This is a genomic window from Pseudomonas sp. GL-R-19 (assembly GCF_019956375.1).
Lineage (GTDB): Bacteria > Pseudomonadota > Gammaproteobacteria > Pseudomonadales > Pseudomonadaceae > Aquipseudomonas.
The window spans coordinates 236,412-258,370 of the sequence record NZ_JAHBDJ010000044.1; the positions used below are offsets into that span (position 1 = coordinate 236,412).

21 protein-coding genes are annotated in these 21,959 nt (G+C 61.0%); 15 read left to right on the forward strand and 6 right to left on the reverse strand.

Going from position 1 to position 21,959, the window contains the following annotated elements; genetic code table 11:
- Window positions 1-245 precede the first annotated feature (245 nt).
- Window positions 246-1,766, reverse strand: coding sequence for an aldehyde dehydrogenase family protein (locus tag KGA83_RS21890; RefSeq protein ID WP_108216323.1), 1,521 nt, complete (start codon window positions 1,764-1,766; stop codon window positions 246-248).
- Window positions 1,767-2,168: 402 nt separating this feature from the next.
- Here KGA83_RS21890 and KGA83_RS21895 point away from each other — a divergent pair, with 402 nt between their 5' ends.
- The 4 genes from KGA83_RS21895 to KGA83_RS21910 all read left to right on the forward strand — a co-directional run bounded on the left by KGA83_RS21895 (window position 2,169) and on the right by KGA83_RS21910 (window position 6,503).
- Window positions 2,169-4,082: a sigma-54-dependent Fis family transcriptional regulator gene (locus KGA83_RS21895; protein WP_223530908.1), complete on the forward strand. Its 1,914-nt coding sequence runs from the start codon at window positions 2,169-2,171 to the stop codon at window positions 4,080-4,082.
- Window positions 4,083-4,247: 165 nt separating this feature from the next.
- Window positions 4,248-5,597 carry a UDP-N-acetylmuramate:L-alanyl-gamma-D-glutamyl-meso-diaminopimelate ligase gene (mpl, locus tag KGA83_RS21900; protein ID WP_108216325.1) on the forward strand — a complete coding sequence of 450 codons (1,350 nt, stop codon included), beginning with the start codon at window positions 4,248-4,250 and terminating at the stop codon, window positions 5,595-5,597.
- The gene (gene ubiX, locus KGA83_RS21905; RefSeq protein ID WP_108216326.1) at window positions 5,594-6,226 is read left to right on the forward strand and encodes a flavin prenyltransferase UbiX; all 633 of its coding nucleotides are present in this window, start codon (window positions 5,594-5,596) and stop codon (window positions 6,224-6,226) included. The genes mpl and ubiX overlap by 4 nt, the downstream gene beginning before the upstream one ends.
- The gene (locus tag KGA83_RS21910; RefSeq protein WP_108216327.1) at window positions 6,219-6,503 is read left to right on the forward strand and encodes a YceK/YidQ family lipoprotein; all 285 of its coding nucleotides are present in this window, start codon (window positions 6,219-6,221) and stop codon (window positions 6,501-6,503) included. Before ubiX ends, KGA83_RS21910 begins: the two co-directional genes overlap by 8 nt.
- 116 nt (window positions 6,504-6,619) lie before the next feature.
- Here the strand turns inward: KGA83_RS21910 and KGA83_RS21915 are convergent, their stop codons facing one another.
- The 3 genes from KGA83_RS21915 to KGA83_RS21925 form a co-directional block, all read right to left on the reverse strand.
- The gene (locus KGA83_RS21915) at window positions 6,620-7,261 is read right to left on the reverse strand and encodes an oxidoreductase (protein WP_108216328.1); all 642 of its coding nucleotides are present in this window, start codon (window positions 7,259-7,261) and stop codon (window positions 6,620-6,622) included.
- A 27-nt stretch (window positions 7,262-7,288) separates the two neighbouring features.
- A complete protein-coding gene (locus tag KGA83_RS21920; protein ID WP_223530910.1) occupies window positions 7,289-9,007 on the reverse strand; it encodes a C13 family peptidase in 1,719 nt (572 codons plus the stop codon).
- Window positions 9,008-9,121: 114 nt separating this feature from the next.
- A complete protein-coding gene (locus KGA83_RS21925) occupies window positions 9,122-9,577 on the reverse strand; it encodes a MaoC family dehydratase (protein ID WP_108216330.1) in 456 nt (151 codons plus the stop codon).
- Window positions 9,578-9,770: 193 nt separating this feature from the next.
- Between KGA83_RS21925 and KGA83_RS21930 the strand changes: the two genes are divergently transcribed.
- From KGA83_RS21930 to KGA83_RS21940, 3 genes are read left to right on the forward strand one after another with little or no spacing between them, the layout of a single operon-like run.
- The gene (locus tag KGA83_RS21930; protein WP_108216331.1) at window positions 9,771-10,133 is read left to right on the forward strand and encodes a CidA/LrgA family protein; all 363 of its coding nucleotides are present in this window, start codon (window positions 9,771-9,773) and stop codon (window positions 10,131-10,133) included.
- Window positions 10,130-10,846 carry an LrgB family protein gene (locus KGA83_RS21935; RefSeq protein ID WP_108216332.1) on the forward strand — a complete coding sequence of 239 codons (717 nt, stop codon included), beginning with the start codon at window positions 10,130-10,132 and terminating at the stop codon, window positions 10,844-10,846. Before KGA83_RS21930 ends, KGA83_RS21935 begins: the two co-directional genes overlap by 4 nt.
- A gap of 10 nt (window positions 10,847-10,856) precedes the next feature.
- Window positions 10,857-11,447, forward strand: coding sequence for an LON peptidase substrate-binding domain-containing protein (locus KGA83_RS21940; RefSeq protein WP_108216333.1), 591 nt, complete (start codon window positions 10,857-10,859; stop codon window positions 11,445-11,447).
- A gap of 12 nt (window positions 11,448-11,459) precedes the next feature.
- On the opposite strand, the gene KGA83_RS21945 is transcribed toward KGA83_RS21940, so the two are convergent.
- On the reverse strand, window positions 11,460-12,776 hold the full coding sequence (locus KGA83_RS21945; RefSeq protein WP_223530912.1) for a bifunctional DedA family/phosphatase PAP2 family protein: 1,317 nt from the start codon (window positions 12,774-12,776) through the stop codon (window positions 11,460-11,462).
- Between the two features lie 184 nt (window positions 12,777-12,960).
- On the reverse strand, window positions 12,961-13,659 hold the full coding sequence (locus KGA83_RS21950) for a DNA-3-methyladenine glycosylase (protein ID WP_223530914.1): 699 nt from the start codon (window positions 13,657-13,659) through the stop codon (window positions 12,961-12,963).
- A 189-nt stretch (window positions 13,660-13,848) separates the two neighbouring features.
- Here KGA83_RS21950 and KGA83_RS21955 point away from each other — a divergent pair, with 189 nt between their 5' ends.
- The 8 genes from KGA83_RS21955 to KGA83_RS21990 all read left to right on the forward strand — a co-directional run bounded on the left by KGA83_RS21955 (window position 13,849) and on the right by KGA83_RS21990 (window position 21,935).
- Entirely contained in the window at window positions 13,849-15,120 is a 1,272-nt protein-coding gene (locus tag KGA83_RS21955) for a glutamate-5-semialdehyde dehydrogenase (RefSeq protein ID WP_223530916.1), read from the forward strand.
- Between the two features lies 1 nt (window position 15,121).
- Window positions 15,122-15,811, forward strand: coding sequence for a nicotinate-nucleotide adenylyltransferase (gene nadD, locus KGA83_RS21960; RefSeq protein WP_218429771.1), 690 nt, complete (start codon window positions 15,122-15,124; stop codon window positions 15,809-15,811).
- A gap of 73 nt (window positions 15,812-15,884) precedes the next feature.
- Window positions 15,885-16,379 carry a ribosome silencing factor gene (gene rsfS / locus KGA83_RS21965; protein WP_108216338.1) on the forward strand — a complete coding sequence of 165 codons (495 nt, stop codon included), beginning with the start codon at window positions 15,885-15,887 and terminating at the stop codon, window positions 16,377-16,379.
- Between the two features lie 9 nt (window positions 16,380-16,388).
- The gene (gene rlmH / locus KGA83_RS21970) at window positions 16,389-16,856 is read left to right on the forward strand and encodes a 23S rRNA (pseudouridine(1915)-N(3))-methyltransferase RlmH (protein ID WP_003185785.1); all 468 of its coding nucleotides are present in this window, start codon (window positions 16,389-16,391) and stop codon (window positions 16,854-16,856) included.
- Window positions 16,857-16,866: 10 nt separating this feature from the next.
- Complete coding sequence (gene mrdA, locus KGA83_RS21975; protein ID WP_223530918.1) at window positions 16,867-18,762, forward strand: penicillin-binding protein 2; 1,896 nt, start codon at window positions 16,867-16,869, stop codon at window positions 18,760-18,762.
- 31 nt (window positions 18,763-18,793) lie between these two features.
- Window positions 18,794-19,897 carry a rod shape-determining protein RodA gene (gene rodA / locus KGA83_RS21980; RefSeq protein ID WP_108216488.1) on the forward strand — a complete coding sequence of 368 codons (1,104 nt, stop codon included), beginning with the start codon at window positions 18,794-18,796 and terminating at the stop codon, window positions 19,895-19,897.
- A 17-nt stretch (window positions 19,898-19,914) separates the two neighbouring features.
- Window positions 19,915-20,925 carry a lytic murein transglycosylase B gene (mltB, locus tag KGA83_RS21985; protein ID WP_223530920.1) on the forward strand — a complete coding sequence of 337 codons (1,011 nt, stop codon included), beginning with the start codon at window positions 19,915-19,917 and terminating at the stop codon, window positions 20,923-20,925.
- The gene (locus KGA83_RS21990; RefSeq protein ID WP_108216341.1) at window positions 20,925-21,935 is read left to right on the forward strand and encodes a septal ring lytic transglycosylase RlpA family protein; all 1,011 of its coding nucleotides are present in this window, start codon (window positions 20,925-20,927) and stop codon (window positions 21,933-21,935) included. The genes mltB and KGA83_RS21990 overlap by 1 nt, the downstream gene beginning before the upstream one ends.
- Window positions 21,936-21,959 lie beyond the last annotated feature (24 nt).

Below are 21,959 nucleotides of genomic sequence, written 5' to 3' on the forward strand. Positions count from 1 at the left end.
TATTGTTCGATCTTTTGGACTTTCGGTTAAGACGGGTTGGGTGCAAATCCTGAATGATGGGTAGGCAAGGCCCGTGCCAGGGCGGCCAGGCCTTGTGTATTGAGTCAGTGGGTGTGCCTTCGCTGGCAAGCCAGCTCCTACGGGAGCTGGCGAAGCCTGCGATCTCGTTTCAATCGGGTGATGGGAGCTACCGACAAGCAAAGATCAAAAGATCGCAGCCTGCGGCAGCTCCTACCTCCCGGTTTTTAGAAGAAGCCCAGCGGATTGATGTCGTAGCTCACCAGCAGGTTTTTGGTCTGCTGATAGTGGTCGAGCATCATCTTGTGGGTTTCACGGCCAACGCCGGACTTCTTGTAACCACCGAACGCGGCGTGCGCCGGGTACAGGTGGTAGCAGTTGGTCCACACACGACCGGCCTTGATGGCGCGGCCCATGCGGTAGGCGCGGTTGATGTCGCGGGTCCAGAGGCCGGCACCGAGGCCGAACTCGGTGTCGTTGGCGATGGCCAGGGCTTCGGCTTCGTCCTTGAAGGTGGTGATGCTCACCACCGGGCCGAAGATTTCTTCCTGGAACACACGCATTTTGTTGGTGCCCTTGAGCAGGGTCGGCTGGATGTAGTACCCGCTCGCCAGGTTGCCCTCGAGTTTTTCCACCTTGCCGCCGGTCAGCAGCTCGGCGCCTTCGCCCTTGGCGATTTCCAGGTACGAAAGGATTTTATCGAATTGCTGCTCGGACGCCTGGGCGCCGACCATGGTGTCGGTGTCCAGCGGGTCGCCACGTTTGATTTGCAGGACCTTGTTCATGACCACTTTCATGAACTCATCGTAGATCGACTCTTGCACCAGCGCCCGGGAAGGGCAGGTGCAGACTTCGCCCTGGTTGAAGAACGCCAGCACCAGGCCTTCGGCGGCTTTCTCGATGAAGGACGGTTCGGCCTGCATGATGTCTTCGAAGAAGATGTTCGGCGATTTGCCGCCCAGCTCCACGGTGGACGGAATAATGTTTTCCGCCGCGCATTTCATGATGTGCGAGCCAACCGGGGTCGAGCCGGTGAAGGCGATCTTGGCAATGCGCTTGCTGGTGGCCAGCGCTTCGCCGGCTTCTTTGCCGAAGCCTTGCACCACGTTGAGTACGCCGGGCGGCAGCAGGTCGCCGATCAACTCCATCAGCACGGTGATGCCCAGCGGGGTTTGCTCGGCCGGTTTAAGGACCACGCAGTTGCCGGCGGCGAGGGCCGGGGCGAGTTTCCAGGCGGCCATCAGGATCGGGAAGTTCCACGGGATGATCTGCCCGACCACGCCCAGCGGTTCATGGATGTGATAGGCCACGGTGTTGCCGTCGATTTCGGCAGCGCTGCCTTCCTGGGCGCGCAGGCAGCCGGCGAAGTAGCGGAAGTGGTCGGCGGCCAGCGGGATGTCGGCGTTGAGGGTTTCGCGCACGGCTTTGCCGTTGTCCCAGGATTCGGTGATCGCCAGGGTTTCCAGATTCTGCTCGATGCGGTCGGCGATTTTCAGCAGCACCAGCGAACGGGCTTGCGCAGAGGTGGCACCCCAAGCGTCGGCAGCGGCGTGGGCAGCGTCCAGGGCCTTGTCGATGTCTTCGGCCGTGGAACGGGGGAATTCGGCAATCGGTTGGCCATTCACTGGCGAGGTATTGGTGAAGTACTGACCTTTGACAGGCGCGACGAACTCGCCGCCGATGTAGTTACCGTATTTGGCTTTGAACGAAACGATAGCGCCTTCAGTACCGGGGTGAGCGTAACGCATAGTGGTTTCTCCTTGCTTTTGTGCTTATAGGGAGTCGCGCATGTGCGCTTGCTTTAAGCGTAGAGCAAGGGGCGGGCCAGTGCGCTGCAACTCAGGCAAATCAAGGCCTTGCGCATTTTTTGTCGGACGGATGGAGCATGCCTGTGACGCTTGCGGTACAGCCTGCGTGACACTTTGTACCGATTCTGGCACAACCTGTGACCACCCGGTCTTGCAGGCATTGCAATGCGGGCCGGGCTGGAGGATGCTCCGGCGAGCGCTACTGATACACCCTGTAGGAGCTGCCGAAGGCTCGGTCCGCGCTCGGGCGATCTTTTGATCTTGATCTTTCAAAGCAAAAGATCGCAGCCATCGGCAGCTCCTGCAGGGTTGAGTAGGACCTTTCGGGGAGAATAATAAGAAATGCACGACAACCATCTGAGTCGCCATGCCCAGCAAGTATTGACCGTGACCCAGGGCAAGGCCCACCTGCACGGCCCTGGCAGCGACCCGTCCATCGCCCGTTCCTGGCTGCGCTGCCTTGAGGACTATCACCTCGATCCGGCCCTGAGCATCGCGCCGACGGTGCTGGAGCATGGCCGAGTCCTGGAAAGCCGCGAACGCTTGCAGCAAGTGCTGCGCATTGCCGGCAATGAAATGACCAGCCTGCACCAGCAGCTCTCCGGTGCCGGTCATGCAGTGCTGCTGACCGACGCCCGCGGCGTAATCCTCAATTGCGTCACCGCGCCTGCCGAACGGCAGATTTTCGAGCGTGCCGGGCTCTGGCTCGGCGCCGACTGGAGCGAGGCCTGCGAAGGCACCAACGGCATCGGCACCTGCCTGGTGGAGCGTCAGTCGCTGACCATCCATCAGGACGAGCACTTTCGCGGCCGCCACACCGGCCTGACCTGTTCGGCGAGCCCGGTCTTCGATCCCCATGGCGAGCTGCTGGCGGTGCTCGACGTGTCGTCGGCGCGGCGTGATGCCTCACGGCAAAGTCAGTTCCACACCATGGCGCTGGTCAATCTGTCGGCGAAGATGATCGAGAGCTGCTACTTCCTGCGCTGCTTCGATAATCAATGGTTGCTGCGTTTTCACTTGCAGGCCGAGTCCGTCGGTTTGTTCAGCGAAGGGTTGCTGGCGTTCGACGGAGAAGGGCGCATTTGCGCGGTGAACCAGAGTGCGCTGAACCTGCTGGGACACATTCGCGGCGGCTTGCTGGGTAAACCGGTGGAGGCTTTTTTCGATTGCTCGCTCGATGAGTTGCTCGGTCGCGCGAGCACCAATGCTGCTGCCAGTTGGCCGTTGCGCACCCGTGATGGTCGCAAGCTGTTCGCGGTATTGCGCGGTGAGGCACGGCGACCGCTGCCGACTCCATTGGTGCCAGCTGCCAAGGTTGCACAGGCGCCGCGCCTGTCGGGCATTTGCCTGGACGACGCGGCGTTGCAGGCGGATTTCCGCAAGGCCCTGCGCGTGTACGAGCGCGACGTGCCGCTGCTGATCAATGGCGAAACCGGCTCCGGCAAGGAGGCTTTCGCCAAAGCCGTGCACCACGCCAGCCAGCGGGCGGACAAAGCCTTTGTCGCCCTCAACTGCGCGGCCATTCCCGAAAGCCTGATCGAAAGCGAGCTGTTCGGTTATCGCGGCGGCAGCTTCACCGGTGCGCGCAAGGAAGGCATGCGCGGCAAGTTGCAACAGGCCGACGGCGGCACCTTGTTCCTCGATGAAATCGGTGACATGCCACTGGCCATGCAGACGCGCTTGCTGAGGGTGCTCGAAGACCGGCAAGTGGTGCCGATCGGCGGCGAACCGGAATCGGTGAATGTGCGGATCATCAGTGCCACTCACCGCAACTTACTGGATCGCGTGGAGGACGGCAGCTTCCGTGAGGATTTGTATTACCGGCTCAACGGGCTGGAAGTCGCGCTGCCGGCCTTGCGTGATCGTAGCGACAAGTCCCGGCTGCTCGATTTTCTGCTGGCCGAGGAGGCGGGCGGAGAAACCGTGTTGATCGACGGGCCGGCGCGGGAGGCCTTGTTGGGGTTCGCCTGGCCGGGCAACGTAAGGCAGTTGCGAAATGTGCTGCGTACGTTGGCAGCACTGTGTGAGGACGGGCGGATCGGTCTGGAAGATTTGCCGGCGATGATTCGCCAGGCGCGGCCGGTGGTGTCGACGATTGAGGAGGCGTCGGAGCATCCGCTGGAGGATGCCGAGCGGCTGGCGTTGCTCGCGGCGCTGGAGCAGACGCGCTGGCATATGACGCATACGGCGGAGCAGTTGGGGGTCAGTCGAAATACCCTTTATCGCAAGCTGCGTAAACATGGCATCGCTCGGTAATTGCTACGTCGACCTGTAGGAGCCGGCTTGCCGGCGAAGGCGGTCTGGAGATTGTCTTCGCCGGCAAGCCGGCTCCTACAGGTTTTGCGCTGAGCGCCATTGAAACATCAGGTGCGATTTTCCCCTCCCTAAGCTAACCTGCGACCAAGTTTTACGAGGTCGACTATGCACATTCATATTCTTGGTATCTGCGGCACTTTCATGGGGTCAATGGCGGTACTGGCCAAAGAGCTGGGCCATCACGTGACGGGCTCCGATGCCAACGTCTATCCGCCGATGAGCACTCAGCTGCAAGCACAGGGCATCGAATTGACCCAAGGCTACGACCCGGCGCAACTCGATCCCGCCCCCGATCTGGTGGTGATCGGCAACGCCATGTCCCGGGGCAATCCGGCTGTGGAGTACGTGCTGAACAAAGGCCTGCCTTACGTCTCCGGCCCACAATGGCTGGCCGATCACGTGCTGCAAGGTCGTTGGGTACTGGCCGTTGCCGGTACGCACGGCAAGACCACCACCAGCAGCATGCTGGCCTGGGTGCTGGAGCACGCGGGCATGGCCCCGGGCTTCCTGATCGGCGGTGTGCCGCAAAATTTCTCGGTGTCGGCGCGCCTGGGCGATACGCCATTCTTCGTCATCGAAGCCGACGAGTATGACAGTGCGTTCTTCGACAAGCGCTCGAAGTTCGTGCACTACCGTCCGCGCACGGCAATCCTGAACAACCTCGAATTCGATCACGCGGACATCTTCCCGGATCTGCCGGCCATCGAGCGACAGTTCCATCACTTGGTGCGGACCATCCCGAGCGAAGGCCTGGTGATTCATCCGACCACTGAGCCAGCCTTGCTTCGCGTTATCGAGATGGGTTGCTGGACGCCGGTGCAAACCACCGGTGCCGGCGGTCAGTGGCAGGTCAAGCTGCTCAGTGAAGATGGCTCGAAGTTCGAAGTGATGTTCGATGGCGTCGCCCAGGGTGTGGTCGAGTGGGACATGACTGGCCAGCACAACGTCGCCAACGCCTTGGCGACCCTGGCTGCCGCACGCCACGTCGGCGTGGTGCCGTCCATGGGCATCGCCGCGTTGAGCGCCTTCAAAAGCGTGAAGCGCCGGATGGAGATAGTCGCGCAAGTCCGTGGCATCACCATCTATGACGACTTCGCTCACCACCCGACCGCCATTGCCACCACACTCGACGGTCTGCGCAAGCGCATCGGCGATGCACCGCTGATTGCGATCATCGAGCCGCGTTCCAACTCCATGAAACTTGGCGCGCACCGTGACGGATTGCCGGAAAGCGTGGTCGATGCCGATCAGGTGATCTGGTATGCACCGGCCAACCTCGGCTGGGACCTGGCCGGTACTGCGGCGCTGTGTACGGTGCCGTCGATTGTCAGCGATTCGCTGGAAGGCATCATCGAGCGCGTGAAGAGCCAGGCGCAACCGGGCACCCACGTGGTGATCATGAGTAATGGCGGCTTTGGCGGCCTGCACGGCAAGCTGGCCGAGGCACTCAAGTGAACAACGGCCCGGACCGCATCACGCTGGCGATGACTGGCGCTTCCGGCGCCCAGTACGGTTTGCGCCTGCTCGACTGCCTGGTGCGGGAGGATCGTGAAGTGCACTTCATGATTTCCAAGGCCGCGCAGTTGGTGATGGCCACCGAAACTGACGTCACGCTGCCGAACAAGCCGCAGATGATGCAGGCATTCCTCACCGAATACACGGGCGCTGCCGCCGGGCAGATTCGGGTGTACGGCAAGGAAGACTGGATGTCGCCAGTGGCTTCGGGCTCCGGCGCGCCAGCGGCGATGGTGGTGGTGCCGTGTTCGACGGGTACTTTGTCGGCCATCGCCACGGGTGCCTGCAACAACCTGATCGAGCGTGCCGCCGATGTGACGCTCAAAGAGCGTCGCCAGCTGATTCTGGTGCCTCGCGAGGCGCCGTATTCGAGTATTCACCTTGAGAACATGCTCAAGTTGTCGAACATGGGCGTGACAATCCTGCCGGCATCACCGGGCTTTTATCATCAGCCGCAAACCATCGACGATCTGATCGATTTCGTCGTGGCACGGATTCTCAACCTGCTGAATATTCCTCAGGACATGTTGCCGCGCTGGGGCGAGCATCATTTGACCAGCGATGAATAAGCTGCTGGTGATGGTACTGGCGCTGCAATTGGTCGGGTGCGCCACGGCGCGCACCCTCGATGCGGCAAAGCCGGGGGCACCTGTGGTGTACTCGGGGACTCGTCTGGATTTGTACGCGATGAATGGCGGTTGCTGCGCCAAGGACCGTTTCGGAGCTGAAGCACCGAGCTATCCGGGCGTTGATCTGCCGGCCAGTGCGTTGCTCGACACGCTGCTGTTGCCGCTGTCGTTGCTGACGGTGATCGGGGTCAGCTTTCAGGCGACAGGTGGGTTGTAAGAGAGCGCTTCGCGCTCTATCGCGAGCAGGCTCGCTCCCACATTGGATTTGTGAACGACGCAGATCAATTGTAGGAGTGAGCCTGCTCGCGATGAGACCCACTCAGGCACCACAGGCTACTTGCCCAACTTCCTCAGCTCATCCGACTCGACAATCCTGACCCCGTCCTGCTCTTCCAGCGCCAGGCGCCACATTGCCCGGGCCAGTTGGCAGGCCTCGATACCATGGTATTTGCCTGGGATCAGCCGTGACAACGGGCCGGCGACTTTCTCGCCCAGTCGCGGTTCGGTGCGTTCGCCCAGCAACAGCGAAGGACGGCAAATAGTCAGCTGCGGCCAGTCCTGCGCGCGCAGTGCGTACTCCATCTCGCCTTTGACCCGGTTGTAGAAAATCGAGGATCTGCGATCGGCTCCCAGTGCACTGATCACGATCAAATGCCTTGCGCCCATCTCCCGTGCGCGTTTGGCAAAGGCCACGACCATGTCCAGGTCCACCGCGCGGAACGCCTCTTCCGAGCCCGCCTGTTTGATGGTGGTGCCCAGGCAGCAGTAGGCGATGTCGACACGACCGTTCAACTGCGGCAGAAGCTCCACCGGGTCGCCGACCGGGTTTTCAAGGTGAGGGTGCTTGGCCAGGGGCCGGCGTGATGGGGCCAATACCCGGGCAATCGTTGGCTCGTTAAGCAGGCGATCAAGCAGGTGTTCACCCGTCAAACCGGTGGCTCCGGCAAGCAGCACGTGCTGGGGCGTCAAGTACATAGTGTTTCTCCCTTGATACTGTTCAGCTTAGTTGCTGTTTGCATCCTTGCTTTCGATAGACGCACTTTGCAGGGCTTTTCGAGCCTGCTGTTTGCGCAGTAGTTGCCAATGCGAGAGGACGGTTTTCGGTGCCCAGATCTGTGGTTCGGAGGCTTCGAAACCGTCCGCCAGTTCACGTTCGGCGACAGTGGCCTTGGCCAGTTTGAAGGCTTGTTCCAGATCATCGGTCTGGTTCAGGGCCTGGGCGAACAGTGCATCGCCGAAGTAAGTGAAGTTGGCTTCCTCCGAGCAACCGAAGGACACCCGGTCGGCCCGCGAGGCTGTCATGATCAGGGTCCGTTCATCCTTGAGGGCGGGGAGGAATCCGCCGGAGTAGCAGGCCGAAATCACGATGATCTTGTCGCGGTTTTTCAACGGGGCGAGAACAGCAGCCATTTCGTCGGCTGGCAGGTCGGCCAACTCCATGCGTGGCTGGTCAAGCACCAGCTCGTGTTCGCTGGTGCCATGGCTGGTCAGGTAGATGAAAATCAAGTCTTCCGGGCCGCTGCGTTCGGCCAGCGTCAGGGCGGCACGGCGCAGGTTTTCCCGAGTCGCCATCGGGCGGTCGGCGAGGTGATCGCGATGGTTCACCAGGCGGATCTGGCCGAAAGCGCCGAAACGGCTGGTGAGCATATTGGCGACGTAGTCGGATTCGCGCAGAAACACGCTTTGCTTGCCATCACCGCCCAGGGTCAACGAATACAGTTCTACCGCCGGGGTCGAGGGCGCAATGTTGGCCAGCGCTGCGTCGAGCAAGCGCCCCTGGGCCAGCAGGCCGAGCTCCAGGGTGTCGGGCAAGAGTTTGCCCTCGGCGTCGCGCACGCGCTGGCCGTTGATCCAGGTGCCGCTGAGCACGGTGCCGTCGGTCAGCACCAATGTGCCGCGCCCCTGATAACTGTCGTTGTCGAACTGACCGGTGTAAAAACTGCCGTCAGACAGGTTGAGTCGGCCCTGGCCGGAAAAGCGCCAGTCATTGAACTGGCCGATGTAGTGGCTGCCGTCAGTGCCGATCAACTCGCCCTTGCCGTTCAGCGAGCCTTCCTTGAACTGGCCCAGCCAGACATCGCCGTCGGCGTTTTCGTAGCGGCCTTTGCCGTGCAGTTGATTGTTCTTGAAGCTGCCGACATAGATGTCGCCATCGGCACTGTTGAACGTGCCGTTGCCTTCCAGTTGGCCGTCGACGAAGTGCCCGGTGAACTGATTGCCGTTGCCGTCACTGCGCTGGCCTTCGCCATTGGGTTTGCCGTGGGCGAACTGGCCCTGATAGGCGCTGCCGTCTTCAAGTTCGAGGCGACCCAGGCCGGCGTATTGATCGGCCTTGAACTCTCCGCGATAGCTCATGCCGTTTTCTTTGAGGGTGCCTTCGCCGTCGCGTCGGCCGGCCTTGAAGCCGCCGCTGTAACTGCTGGCGTTGGTGGTCAGCGCCCCCTGGCCATCGAACAGTCCCTGATTGAACTGCCCGCGATAGACCTCGCCGTTGCTGCCGTGCCATTCGCCCTGGCCATGCCACTGCCCTTTGTCGAATTCGCCGGCGTACCAGCTGCCGTTCGGGTAGTCGATGCGTCCCTTGCCTTGCAGCAAGCCATTGACCAGGTCACCGCGATAGCGTCCGCCGTCCGGCAGGCGGGCGTCGGGGGCCAAAAGCGATTCGCCGTCGCCGCAAGCGGTGAGCATCAGGGTCAAGGCAAGGAGTGCAAGTGGGCGCATAGCGGATTCCGGGCAATTAGGCGAGGGAGTATGCCGCAGCTATGTGTCCTTATATAGGGTGAGGTATTGCGAGAAGGCGCGAAACAGCATGAGCTGCTTCGCATCCGGGAAGGTTTATACGAAGCACAGGGACAGGGGTTCGGCGATGTACGCCGGCTTGTCCGAACCTTCGATTTCCAGGGTGGTGGTGGCCTTGAGCAGCCATTGGCCGGGTTTTTTCTCGATGACTTCGGTCAGGTCGACCTTGAGTCGCACTTTCGAATTGACCTTGACCGGCTGAATGAAGCGCACGCTGTCGAGACCGTAGTTGACCACCATCTTCAAGCCTTCGGGCATGACGAGGATGTCTTCCATCAGTTTCGGGATTAGCGACAGCGACAGAAAGCCGTGAGCGATGGTGCTGCCAAATGGCGTTTGCGCGGCCTTGACCGGGTCGACGTGGATGAACTGAAAATCCCCTGTGGCCTCGGCGAACAGGTTGATGCGCTCCTGATCGATAGTGAGCCATTCGGAACGTCCAAGTTCCTTGCCGACATAATCTTTGAGCTCTGCAACTGGAACATAGGGCATTGAGACTCTCCTTGGGTTCATCGGTTTTATAGATTTGGCTTGCGAGGATTTAACTTCCCGGCTTACCACTTTAGATCAACATGGCCAAACGCTCCGGTCAACCGACCATGCTTTTGGCGAATGCCGATCTATAGCGCGGGCATGCTTATAATGCCCGGCCAATGCGGGTGACGGATTTTGCGGGGGATCAACAATGTTGCTACGAGGGCTAACGTGGCTGGTGCTGTTCCAATTGCTCGGCACGGCGATCAATCATTTGTTTTTGCCCGTGCTGCCGGGGCCGATTGTGGGGTTGCTGCTGTTACTGGTGTACCTCATCTGTCGCGGACAGGTCGGCGAGCCACTGAACCTGGCGGCCAGCAGCCTGTTGCGCTACCTGCCGCTGTTGCTGGTGCCTCCGGCCGTGGGCGTGATGGTCTATGCCGCTGACATCGCGGCGGACTTCTGGGCCATTGTCGGTGCGCTGGTGTTGTCGCTGCTGCTTTCGATGGCCTTCGCCGGGGTGCTGATGCAGCGCATGGTCAGGCGTCACGCTCACTCCGAGGACAGCCAATGATCTTCGACTGGCACGGCGCCTGGACGTCGGTGATTCACCATCCATTGTTCGGCATAGGCATTACCCTTGGCGCCTATCAACTCGTCCTGGCGGCATTCGAAAAAACCCGTTGGATCTTTTTGCAGCCGGTGCTGGTCTCCATGTTACTGGTGATCGGCGTGCTGGTGGGCTGCGGTCTGACCTACGCCGAGTACCGCAAGAGCACCGAGATCCTGAGCATCCTGCTCGGCCCGGCCACTGTCGCGCTGGCGGTGCCGCTTTACCTCAACCTGCGACGGATTCGGCAGTTGTTCTGGCCGATATTTACTACGCTGGTGATAGGTGGTGTCGTAGCTACGGGCATGGGCGTGCTGCTGGGCTGGTGGTTCGGTGCCGAACACATGATCCTGATGACCATGGCGCCGAAGTCGGTAACCTCGCCGATTGCCATGCTGGTGGCTGAGCAGATCGGTGGTGTCGCGGCGCTGGCAGCGGTGTTCGTCTTGATTACGGGTGTGATCGGGGCGATTTTCGGCCCGGTCCTGTTGACCCGGTTCGGCGTGCACAGCCCGGAAGCCAGGGGTATGGCGCTGGGCATGACGGCCCACGCTGTCGGCACGGCGGTGGCGATGCAGGAAAGTGAAGAGTGTGGCGCCTTCGCGGCGCTGGCGATGAGTCTGATGGGTGTGGCCACGGCGGTTTTCCTGCCGCTGGCGGTGTCGATGGTGGTGTAAGGAAATGTCTATGAGTCTGCCGCTTTTTCCGTTGAACACAGTGCTGTTTCCAGGCTGCATCCTCGACCTGCAGATTTTCGAAGCGCGCTACCTGGACATGATCGGCCGCTGCATGAAACAGGGCAGTGGTTTTGGCGTGGTGTGCATCCTCGAGGGTGAAGAGGTCGGGATCGCCCCGGCCGGCTACGCGCTGGTGGGTTGCGAAGCGCTGATCACCGATTTCAATCAACAGGACAACGGCCTGTTGGGGATTCGGGTCCGAGGCGGACGGCGTTTCCATGTATTACGATCGGAAATCCAGCGCGATCAGTTGACCGTCGCCGAGGTCGAGTGGCTGGAAGACGAACCGGAGCAGCCACTGCAGGACGAGGACGCCGACCTGGTGGCATTGCTCAAGGCCCTGGCGGAACATCCGATGGTTGAAGCCTTGAACATGGGCACTGAAGCGACCGGGCAACAGTCACTGGCCAATCAGTTGGCGTACCTGTTGCCCTTCGCTGAACTGGACAAGATCGACCTGCTGCAACTCGATGATCCGCAGCAACGACTGGATGCGATTCAGGCGTTGCTGGATGAGTTGCAGGGCGAGTTGTTTGCCTGACGGGCTCTGTTGCTAATACGCATACCGCAGCATCGTATGTGGCAAATGCTGCAACACGAAGAAGCCGAACAATGTCAGCAACGCCGGCAATACCAGCCACCAGACCTTGGGTGGCAAGGCGTTGAGCGGTTCCTTGCGCTGGATCAGCCACAGGCTCGCTGCACAAACACACGCTGCCAGCATCGCACCGGCCAGTACATCCGTCGGCCAATGTGCGCCGAGGTACACCCGTGACAGCGCAATTGCCATCGCTGGCAGGCAGCCCACTAATAGCCAGGTCAGGCGCATCCGTGGCGGTTGTCCACGGCCGGCCAGAACGGCGAGGGTCAGGAACAGCGCAAAAGATCCCGACGCATGGCCACTGGGCATGCTGTAACTGGTCAGCGGATCGCTCAGCACATCGGGGCGCACGCGGGCAAAGAACTGTTTGGTCGCGGTGTTCGACAATGCCGTGCAGAGCAGGGTGGTTGCGGCGAAGGTCGCCGGGCGCCATTGACGCATCAGCAGCAGCAACCCGGTCAGCAGTGCGCTGAGCAGCAGCATGTTGCGGAATTCGCCGATCAGCGTGAAGACCACTGCAACCTCATCGAGCATCGGGCTGCGATGTTCCTGCACCAGGGTCATCAGCCCTTGATCGAGGGCGTTCAGGTACGGATAGCCGATGAACAGCCCTGCCAGAATGAGAAAACTCATGCCGGCGATTAACCCTGTAGCCCTGCGATGCTGGCGCAAGCTACTGGTGGCGCTCAACCCCACCAAGACCGCAATGCTGCCGGCAACGATTCCGGCCTGAGCCCAGAAACCTTCAGGCAATGGCAAGCGAATCGCCGCGCCGGTGGCCCAGCCAGGCAGCAAATAAGCCACCGACCACCCCGCGCCGGCCAGCAGGCTGACGGCGATGAAGCGTGGGAAGGGCATGTCGCACATGCCGGCGACCATGGGCAGCATCGGCCGCAATGGCCCGATAAAACGCCCGACCAGCAGGCTGGCGATGCCATAGCGCTGGAAATAGGTCTCGGCTCCGGCAATCCATTCCGGGTGATGGCGCAAACCGGGCAGGCGCCGGATATTTTGATGGAAGTGTCGTCCAAGGAAATACGAAGTCACGTCGCCCAGAACACCGGCGAAGAAACCCAGCAGCAAGGTTTCACTCAGCGCCAATGCACCGCTGCCGGCCAGCACCGCAACGGTGAACAGTAAAACCGTTCCGGGCACGATCAGCCCGGCGATCGCCAGGCATTCCACAAAAGCCACCAGAAATATCGCCGCCGCCAGCCATTGCGGGTTGACCGTCAACCAACCGGTCACGCTATCGAGCCATTGGCCCATATAAACCACTCCATCAAATATTCAATTGCTTCCAGGGGATACGTGCAACTTTGAATACGCCATCGACCCCTGTAGGAGCGGGCTTGCCCGCCAAGGGGCCCTTCCAGTCGATATTAGTTTCGCCTGACACGGCGCCTTCGCGGGCAAGTCGGACCGCCGCATCGCCGCTCCTACAGGTTGTCAGTCAGGTCAGCACAAAATAATCGCGATCCTCGACCTGGCCCCGTCTTAGCGGGTTTCGCGTGCAATAAGCCGCGTAGGCAGCGTCGACGAAGCGGTACATCAGGTGCTCATCGCGCCCGTGGGGGATGCCCAGGCGTGTAGTCTGGATGATGTGGGCGGGCGTCTGGCCGACGTGCTCTACCAGCAACACTTCATGGTCAAAGCGTTTGGCGTCCCACACCGGCACTTTCAGGCCCAGTGCCTTGCAGAGCAGGGTTTGCCCGGCGCAGAGTTTTTGTGACGGGCGAGGGTGGCCCTGGGCGTCGGGATTGTTCAATAGCATCTGTGCCAGGCTGGCCGGCCCGCTCAATTCATCGACCCACGGGTAGGCGGACTTGATCAGCACGGCGTTACCGGGCCCTTGGGCGCTGAAATTAAGGGAATCGCCGCCCCGGGCGTAATACATATAGATGTGGCCGCCATCCAGAAACAAAGCCTTACGCTTTTCTGTGTAGCCGAGGGATGCGTGGCTGCCTTTTTCCGCGCAGTAATAGGCTTCGGTCTCGATGATCCGGGCGCTGAGCCACAGGTCGCCGACCCGATGGCGTATGACTTTACCCAGTAAATCCCGAGCCAGAGTTTGCGCGTCGCGGTCGAAAAACGCGTCCGGAAGGCCCTTGGGCAGGCTCGCAGCGGATGCTCGAACAGTCAGGTTGGACATGATGAACGACGTTTGTCAGGGCTGATTGAGTCGTGATGATAACAATTTGCAGCTTAATCCCGGCTGAACATCAGCAAATTGCCCTCCATTTCGACCATCCGCCCGTCACCGCTGTTAGTCCCGGGACGCGACAGCTATAATCTGCCGCTTTACTCTTTACCAAGACCTTATCAAAGACCACGCCAGACCATGACTGAGTCCGTTCTTGACTACATGACCCGCCTGGGTTGCGCTGCCCGCGAAGCTTCCCGCGTGATCGGCCGCGCCAGCACCGCGCAGAAAAACCGCGCCCTGCAGGCCGCCGCCAATGCGCTGGACGCTGCCCGCGCCGAGCTGACGGCGGCCAATGAGCTGGATTTGGCCACCGGTCGCGCCAATGGTCTGGAGCCGGCCCTGCTTGAGCGCCTGGCTCTGACCCCGGAGCGTATCGACGGCATGATCGTCGGCCTGCGTCAGGTGGCAGCCCTGCCGGACCCGGTTGGCGCGATCCGTGACATGAGCTTCCGCCCGTCCGGTATTCAGGTTGGCAAGATGCGCGTGCCATTGGGCGTGATTGGAATCATCTATGAGTCGCGGCCGAACGTGACCATCGATGCCGCGAGTCTGTGCCTGAAGTCCGGTAACGCGACCATCCTGCGTGGCGGTTCCGAGGCGATTCATTCCAATCGTGCCATCGCCGCCTGCATCCAGCGTGGCCTGGCCGAGGCCGGTCTGCCGGCTGCCGTGGTGCAAGTGGTCGAAACCACCGATCGCGCAGCGGTCGGCGCGCTGATCACCATGCCTGAATACGTCGATGTCATCGTGCCGCGCGGCGGTCGTGGCCTGATCGAACGTGTCAGCCGTGACGCCCGCGTACCGGTGATCAAGCACCTGGACGGGATTTGCCACGTTTACGTGAGTGAACACGCCGACCTGGCCAAGGCCCAGCGCATTGCGTTCAATGCCAAGACTTACCGTTACGGCATCTGTGGTGCCATGGAAACGCTGTTGGTGGATCAAACCGTCGCCAGGGATTTTCTGCCGGCGATGGCGGCCCAGTTCCGCGAAAAAGGCGTCGAACTGCGCGGTTGTGAACGTACCCGGGCAATCATCGATGCCGTGGTCGCCACTGAAGAAGACTGGAGCACCGAGTACCTGGCGCCGATTCTGTCGATCCGTGTAGTCGACGCAATGGACCAGGCCATCGAGCACATCAACCACTACGGTTCCCATCACACCGATTCGATTGTCAGCGAACACCAGGGCGACACCCGGCGTTTCGTGGCTGAAGTCGACTCCTCGTCGGTGATGATCAATACCCCGACATGCTTCGCCGATGGTTTCGAATACGGATTGGGTGCCGAGATCGGCATTTCTACTGATAAGCTGCACGCCCGCGGCCCGGTGGGCCTCGAAGGGTTGACCTGCGAGAAGTACATCGTGGTCGGCGACGGGCAGTTGCGCGGACAGGAGCCGGCCTGACTTGGGCGACTTAGACCCGTCAGCCCCGGTCACCGCCAGCGAGCCAGCCCCTCGCCGCATTGGCGTGCTGGGCGGAACGTTCGACCCGGTGCACATTGGCCATTTGCGCGGTGCGCTGGAAGTCGCCGAAACACTGGCGCTCGATGAACTGCGACTGACACCCAGTGCCAGGCCGCCCCATCGGGATACGCCGCAGGTGTCAGCCAAAGACCGACTGGCGATGGTCGAGTGCGCGGTGGCCGGTGTGGCGCCGTTGGTGGTGGACGCCCGCGAATTGCAGCGGGACAAACCGTCCTACACCATTGATACCCTGGAGCTGATGCGCGCCGAACTGGCCGCAGATGACCAGGTTTTTCTGCTTTTGGGCTGGGACGCTTTTTGCGGCCTGCCCACTTGGCACCGCTGGGAAGAGTTGCTCCAGCATTGCCATATCCTGGTGTTGCAGCGCCCGGATGCCGACAGCGAACCGCCGGATGCCTTGCGCAACCTGCTGGCAGCGCGCTCGGTGAGCGACCCGCTGGCCCTCAAGGGGCCGAGCGGACAGATTGCATTCGTCTGGCAGACACCGCTCGCGGTATCCGCCACCCAGATCCGTCAACTGCTGGCCAGCGGTAAGTCGGTACGTTTCCTGGTGCCCGACGCGGTCCTGGCCTACATCGATGCGCACGGACTCTACCGTGCGTCGAACTGAATAGGAGTGCCTCAAGGCACGTAGCAACAACGTGTATTGAAGCGCCCGAACATACGAGCAAAACGAGTTTTATATGACGAACAACGACGTAAGCAAAGTTAAGCGCAAAGGCACGTTCAAGAGTGCCCCGCTGCCGGAAAAGGTACTCGCTGCCGAGCCGCCTAAAGGCGACGAACTGGTCAAGATCGCCGTAGCCGCCCTGGAAGACGTCAAGGCCCAGGACGTGCTGGTCATCGATGTTCGCGACAAGCAGAGCATCACTGACTACATGATCATCGCCACCGGTACGTCCAACCGCCAGATCGGCGCGATGCTGGACAAGGTCCGCGAGGCCGTCAAAGCCCTGGGCATCAAGCCGCTGGGTGAAGAAGGCAAGGGCGACAGCGACTGGGTTCTGCTGGACATGGACGACGTGATCGTCCACATGATGACTTCCAATGCACGCCAGTTCTACGACCTGGAGCGCCTGTGGAAAGGTGCCGAGCAGAGCCGTGCAGCCGATGGCAAACACCACAGCCCTGAAGTTGGTCACGAGCACTTCAACAAGCTCAACAAAGACCAGGAATAAGGGACTGCTGTGCGACTGCGACTGATCGCCGTCGGTTCACGCATGCCCAAATGGGTGGAAGAAGGCTGGCATGAATATGCCAAGCGTCTTCCGTCCGAGCTGGCGCTGGAACTGGTGGAAATACCGCTCAATACCCGCGGCAAGAACGCCGACGTGGCCCGTTTCATCCGTCAGGAAGGCGAAGCCATGCTGGCCAAGGTCGGGCCGAACGAGCGGATTGTCACTCTCGAAGTCCACGGCAAGCCCTGGAGCACCGAGCAACTGGCGGTTGAGCTCGATCGCTGGCGGCTGGACTCGCGTACGGTCAACTTCATGGTCGGCGGCCCCGAAGGGCTGGCGCCGGAAGTCTGTGCGCGGGCTGATCAGCGCTGGTCGTTGTCACCGCTGACCTTGCCGCACCCGCTGGTGCGGATCCTGATCGGCGAACAGTTGTACCGTGCCTGGACCGTGCTGTCCGGTCACCCTTACCACAAGTAGCTCTACCCTCATGTCCCAGCCGATCCGCATCAAGGACCACGAAAAAGACGCCCGTCTGGTGCGTGGCCGCGTCGTGTTTGGGGCCATTGCAGTGGTGGCGCTGATTGGCGTGCTGATCGCGCGCCTGTATTTCCTCCAGGTGATCCAGTACGAGTACCACTCGACCCTGTCGGAAAACAACCGCGTCCATGTGCAGCCGATTCCGCCGCCCCGTGGACTGATTTTCGACCGCAACGGTGTCGTCATCGCCGACAACCGGCCCAGCTTCAGCCTGAGCATGACCCGCGAGCGCTCTGGCGATTGGCAGCAAGTGCTCGATGTGATCGTCCAGGTGCTGGAGCTGACCCCGGAAGATCGGGTGATTTTCGAGAAACGCATGCGCCAGGGGCGTCGGCCGTTCGAGCCGGTGCCTATTCTGTTCGAGTTGACCGAAGAGCAGATCGCGCGAATTGCCGTGAACCAGTTCCGCCTGCCAGGCGTAGAAGTGGTCGCGCAACTGGTCCGTCACTATCCGCAGGGTGCGCATTTTGCGCACTCGGTGGGTTACATGGGGCGGATCAACGAGAAAGAGCTGAAGATCCTGGATCCGGTGAGTTACAGCGGCACCCATCAAATTGGCAAAACCGGCATCGAGCGTTTCTACGAGCCTGAATTACACGGCCAGGTGGGTTACGAGGAAGTCGAGACCAACGCCCGGGGCCGCGTACTGCGCGTGCTCAAGCGTACCGATCCGATTCCCGGCAAGGACATCGTCCTGAGCCTGGACATCAAATTGCAGGAAGCCGCCGAAGCTGCGCTCGGTGGTCGTCGTGGTGCGGTGGTAGCGCTGGACCCGAAAACCGGTGAAGTGCTGGCGATGGTCAGCCAGCCGAGTTTCGACCCGAACCTGTTCGTCACCGGCATCAGCTCCAGGGCCTATTCCGAGCTGCGCGACTCCATCGACCGGCCGTTGTTCAACCGCGTGCTGCGTGGCCTGTACCCGCCGGGCTCGACCATCAAGCCGGCGGTGGCGATTGCCGGCCTGGATTCCGGCGTGGTGACCGCTTCGACCCGAGTGTTCGACCCCGGTTACTACATGCTGCCCAACTACGATCACAAGTACCGCAACTGGAACCGGACTGGCGACGGCTTCGTCGATCTCGATACCGCAATCATGCGCTCCAACGACACCTACTTCTATGACCTGGCCCACAAGCTGGGCATCGATAGGCTGTCGTCGTACTTGAGCAAGTTCGGTATCGGTCAGAAGGTCTCTCTGGACATGTTCGAAGAATCGCCGGGGTTGATGCCGACCCGCGAATGGAAGCGTGCGACGCGCCGGCAGGCGTGGTTCCCGGGTGAAACGCTGATTCTGGGGATCGGTCAGGGCTACATGCAATCGACCCCGTTGCAACTGGCCCAGGCCACTGCACTGGTGGCCAACAAAGGCATCTGGAATCGTCCGCACCTGGCCAGGACCATCGAAGGCGAGAAGCCGGTGGACCCTAACCCGATGCCGGACATCATCCTGCGCGACCCGTCGGACTGGACCAAGGTCAACCACGGCATGCAGCAGGTTATGCATGGTGCCCGGGGTACGGCGCGCAAAGCCTCGATCGGCGCGCAATACCGAATCGCCGGCAAGTCGGGTACGGCCCAGGTGGTCGCGATCAAGCAGGGTGAAAAGTACGACCGCTCCAAGGTCCAGGAGCGTCACCGTGACCACGCCTTGTTCGTCGGCTTCGCGCCGGCCGACGACCCGAAAATCGTGGTGTCGGTGATGGTCGAGAACGGCGAGTCCGGCTCCGGCGTCGCCGCGCCAGTGGTGCGTCAAGTCATGGATGCCTGGCTCCTGGACCAGGACGGTCGGTTGAAGCCCGAATACGCCAGCCCTATCAGTGCAGAGGCTACCGCCCGTGATGAATAACTTCGATCGCATGCTCTCCAGCGAGGATGTGATGCGTCGCCGTGCGACGCTGCTGCAACGCCTGCACATCGACGGTCCATTATTGATCCTGTTGCTGACTCTCGCCGCCGGCAGCCTGTTCGTGCTGTATTCGGCCAGTGGCAAAAGCTGGGATCTGCTGGGCAAGCAAGCTACTTCGTTCGGCATTGGCCTGGTGTCGATGATCGTCATCGCCCAGTTCGAGCCGCGCTTCATGGCGCGCTGGGTGCCGCTGGGCTACGTGGTCGGGGTAATGCTGTTGCTGGTGGTGGACATCATGGGCCACAACGCCATGGGCGCCACCCGCTGGATCAACATTCCCGGGGTGATCCGCTTCCAGCCCTCGGAATTCATGAAAATCCTGATGCCGGCGACGATCGCCTGGTACTTGTCCAAACGCACCTTGCCGCCCCAGCTCAAGCATGTGGGCGTCAGCCTGATGCTGATCGGCGTGCCGTTCATTCTGATCGTGCGTCAACCGGACCTCGGCACTTCGCTGCTGATCCTGGCCGGCGGCGCTTTCGTATTGTTCATGGGGGGCTTGCGCTGGCGCTGGATCCTCGGCGTACTGGCCGCCGCCGTGCCCGTGGCGGTTGCCATGTGGTTCTTCATCATGCACGACTACCAGAAGCAGCGGATCCTGACGTTCCTCGATCCGGAGAGCGATCCGCTCGGTACGGGCTGGAACATCATCCAGTCCAAGGCCGCCATCGGTTCCGGCGGTGTGTTCGGCAAGGGCTGGTTGCTGGGCACCCAGTCGCACCTGGACTTCCTGCCGGAAAGCCACACTGACTTCATCATTGCAGTAATGGGTGAAGAATTCGGCCTGGTGGGGATCTGCGCGCTGTTGCTAATCTACCTGCTGTTGATCGGCCGCGGACTGGTGATTACCGCCCAGGCGCAGACATTGTTCGGCAAGTTGCTCGCGGGCAGCCTGACCATGACGTTTTTTGTTTATGTTTTCGTCAATATCGGTATGGTCAGTGGCCTGTTGCCGGTGGTGGGGGTGCCGTTGCCGTTCATTAGCTACGGAGGAACTTCGCTGGTGACGCTGCTGTCAGCGTTTGGGGTTTTGATGTCGATCCATACCCATCGCAAGTGGATCGCACAGGTTTGAATAAGGTGAAACTTTCAATGCAAGTAATGCGTGGCTGGGCGACCCGGTATGCGCCATGGGTCGGCCTGGTAAGCATCCTTGGCACCGTGCAGGAAGCGTTGGCCGGCGACTACGAAGGCTCACCCCAGGTGGCCGAATTCGTCGGTGAAATGACCCGCGACTATGGTTTCGCCGGTGAACAATTGATGGGTGTGTTCCGCGAAGCCGAGCGCAAGCAGTCGATTCTGGACGCCATCTCGAAACCCGCCGAACGGGTCAAGCAGTGGAGCGAATATCGCCCGATGTTCATCACCGATGCGCGCATAGCCCGGGGTGTGGATTTCTGGCGTCAGCATGAAGCGGTGTTGGCCCGTGCCGAGCAGGAATACGGCGTTCCGGCCCAGGTGATAGTCTCGATCATCGGCGTTGAAACCTTTTTCGGCCGTAATACCGGAAATTTCCGGGTGATCGATGCCTTGTCGACCCTGGGTTTCGACTATCCTCCCCGTGCCGAGTTTTTCCGCAAGGAATTGCGTGAGTTCCTGCTGCTGGCGCGCGAAGAGCAGGTCGATCCGATGACGCTCAAAGGCTCTTACGCCGGCGCAATGGGGTTGCCGCAATTCATGCCGAGCAGTTTCCGCGCCTATGCGGTGGATTTCGACGGTGATGGCCATATCAACATCTGGACCAACCCCGACGATGCCATTGGTAGTGTCGCCAGTTACTTCAAGCGTCATGGCTGGGGCGCCGGCGAACCGGTGGTCAGCCGTGCCGATGTCCGTGGCGATCAGGTCGACGAGGGTTTGACCGCAGGCATCGAACCGACGAAAACCGTCGGGGAGTTGCGAGCCCTGGGGTGGTCAAGTCATGATGCGCTGCGCGATGATATGCCGGTTACCGCTTTCCGCCTGGAAGGCGACAATGGCTCCGAGTACTGGATGGGCCTGAAGAATTTTTACGCGATCACGCGTTATAACCGCAGCGTGATGTACGCCATGGCTGTACATCAACTGTCTGAACAGCTGGTCCAAGCACGGGGCGTCAAGTAATGCGGGCATTGCCTATCAATAAACCCCTGAAGTTGATGGCATTCGCCGCGTTGGCTGTGCTGGTCGCCAGTTGTTCGACCAGCCGCGCGCCAGCCCAGAAGTCCACCACCGCCGTGCGCTCGACGCCGGGGCTGGACATCAACCGTGCCCACAAGGATGGCGCGCCATGGTGGGATGTCGATGTTTCGCGCATCCCGGACGCCACGCCGACCCTGCATACCGGCCCGTACAAGGCCAGCCCGTACTCAGTACTGGGCAAAACCTATTTTCCGTTGCAAGAATCCAAGACGTACGTGCAGTCGGGTACGGCGTCCTGGTATGGCACCAAGTTCCATGGTCAGAACACCGCCAACGGCGAAGTCTATGACCTGTACGGCATGAGTGCCGCACACAAGACCTTACCGCTGCCGAGTTACGTTCGGGTGACCAACCTGGACAACAACAAGAGCGTGATCCTGCGCGTCAACGATCGTGGGCCGTTCTACTCGGACCGGATCATCGACCTGTCATACGCGGCCGCCAAGAAACTCGGTTATGCCGAGACCGGTACCGCGCGGGTCAAGGTCGAGGGCATCGATCCACAACAGTGGTGGGCCGCCAAGGGCCGTCCGGCGCCTTTAATGCTCAACGAGCCGCAAGTCGCGCAGAATAGCGCCCCGGTGATCACGGCCTCGGCCGGCACCGTCGAGCAATGGACGCCCCCGCCGCAGCAACACGCCGCAGCCGTTGTGCCCGTACAACTTGCTGACGCAAAAAAAAACGCTTCTGCACCAGCCTCTGGCCAGTATCTGCAGGTGGGCGCGTTCGCCAACCCGGACGCTGCAGAACTCCTGAGATCGAAGCTCAGCGGGATGGTGAGCGCTCCGGTGTTCATCAGTTCGATCGTGCGCAATCAGCAGACCCTGCACCGGGTTCGCCTGGGGCCGATCGGTTCGCCGGGTGAGATTGCCCAGGTGCAGAACAGCGTGCGCCTGGCCAACCTTGGTTCGCCAAGTGTGGTCACCGAGTAATACGTAGGACTTGATTGACGATTC

Excerpts from the sequence above, each read along its gene's own strand:
- KGA83_RS21990 (WP_108216341.1), top strand. The coding sequence starts at position 20,925 with ATGCGGGCATTGCCTATCAATAAACCCCTGAAGTTGATGGCATTCGCC.
- KGA83_RS21890 (WP_108216323.1), bottom strand. The coding sequence starts at position 1,766 with ATGCGTTACGCTCACCCCGGTACTGAAGGCGCTATCGTTTCGTTCAAA.
- KGA83_RS21910 (WP_108216327.1), top strand. The coding sequence starts at position 6,219 with ATGAATAAGCTGCTGGTGATGGTACTGGCGCTGCAATTGGTCGGGTGC.
- KGA83_RS21935 (WP_108216332.1), top strand. The coding sequence starts at position 10,130 with ATGATCTTCGACTGGCACGGCGCCTGGACGTCGGTGATTCACCATCCA.
- KGA83_RS21895 (WP_223530908.1), top strand. The coding sequence starts at position 2,169 with ATGCACGACAACCATCTGAGTCGCCATGCCCAGCAAGTATTGACCGTG.
- KGA83_RS21940 (WP_108216333.1), top strand. The coding sequence starts at position 10,857 with ATGAGTCTGCCGCTTTTTCCGTTGAACACAGTGCTGTTTCCAGGCTGC.
- KGA83_RS21925 (WP_108216330.1), bottom strand. The coding sequence starts at position 9,577 with ATGCCCTATGTTCCAGTTGCAGAGCTCAAAGATTATGTCGGCAAGGAA.
- KGA83_RS21950 (WP_223530914.1), bottom strand. The coding sequence starts at position 13,659 with ATGTCCAACCTGACTGTTCGAGCATCCGCTGCGAGCCTGCCCAAGGGC.
- rsfS (WP_108216338.1), top strand. The coding sequence starts at position 15,885 with ATGACGAACAACGACGTAAGCAAAGTTAAGCGCAAAGGCACGTTCAAG.
- mpl (WP_108216325.1), top strand. The coding sequence starts at position 4,248 with ATGCACATTCATATTCTTGGTATCTGCGGCACTTTCATGGGGTCAATG.
- mrdA (WP_223530918.1), top strand. The coding sequence starts at position 16,867 with ATGTCCCAGCCGATCCGCATCAAGGACCACGAAAAAGACGCCCGTCTG.
- KGA83_RS21930 (WP_108216331.1), top strand. The coding sequence starts at position 9,771 with ATGTTGCTACGAGGGCTAACGTGGCTGGTGCTGTTCCAATTGCTCGGC.
- KGA83_RS21945 (WP_223530912.1), bottom strand. The coding sequence starts at position 12,776 with ATGGGCCAATGGCTCGATAGCGTGACCGGTTGGTTGACGGTCAACCCG.
- KGA83_RS21955 (WP_223530916.1), top strand. The coding sequence starts at position 13,849 with ATGACTGAGTCCGTTCTTGACTACATGACCCGCCTGGGTTGCGCTGCC.
- KGA83_RS21915 (WP_108216328.1), bottom strand. The coding sequence starts at position 7,261 with ATGTACTTGACGCCCCAGCACGTGCTGCTTGCCGGAGCCACCGGTTTG.
- rodA (WP_108216488.1), top strand. The coding sequence starts at position 18,794 with ATGCGTCGCCGTGCGACGCTGCTGCAACGCCTGCACATCGACGGTCCA.
- KGA83_RS21920 (WP_223530910.1), bottom strand. The coding sequence starts at position 9,007 with ATGCGCCCACTTGCACTCCTTGCCTTGACCCTGATGCTCACCGCTTGC.
- mltB (WP_223530920.1), top strand. The coding sequence starts at position 19,915 with ATGCAAGTAATGCGTGGCTGGGCGACCCGGTATGCGCCATGGGTCGGC.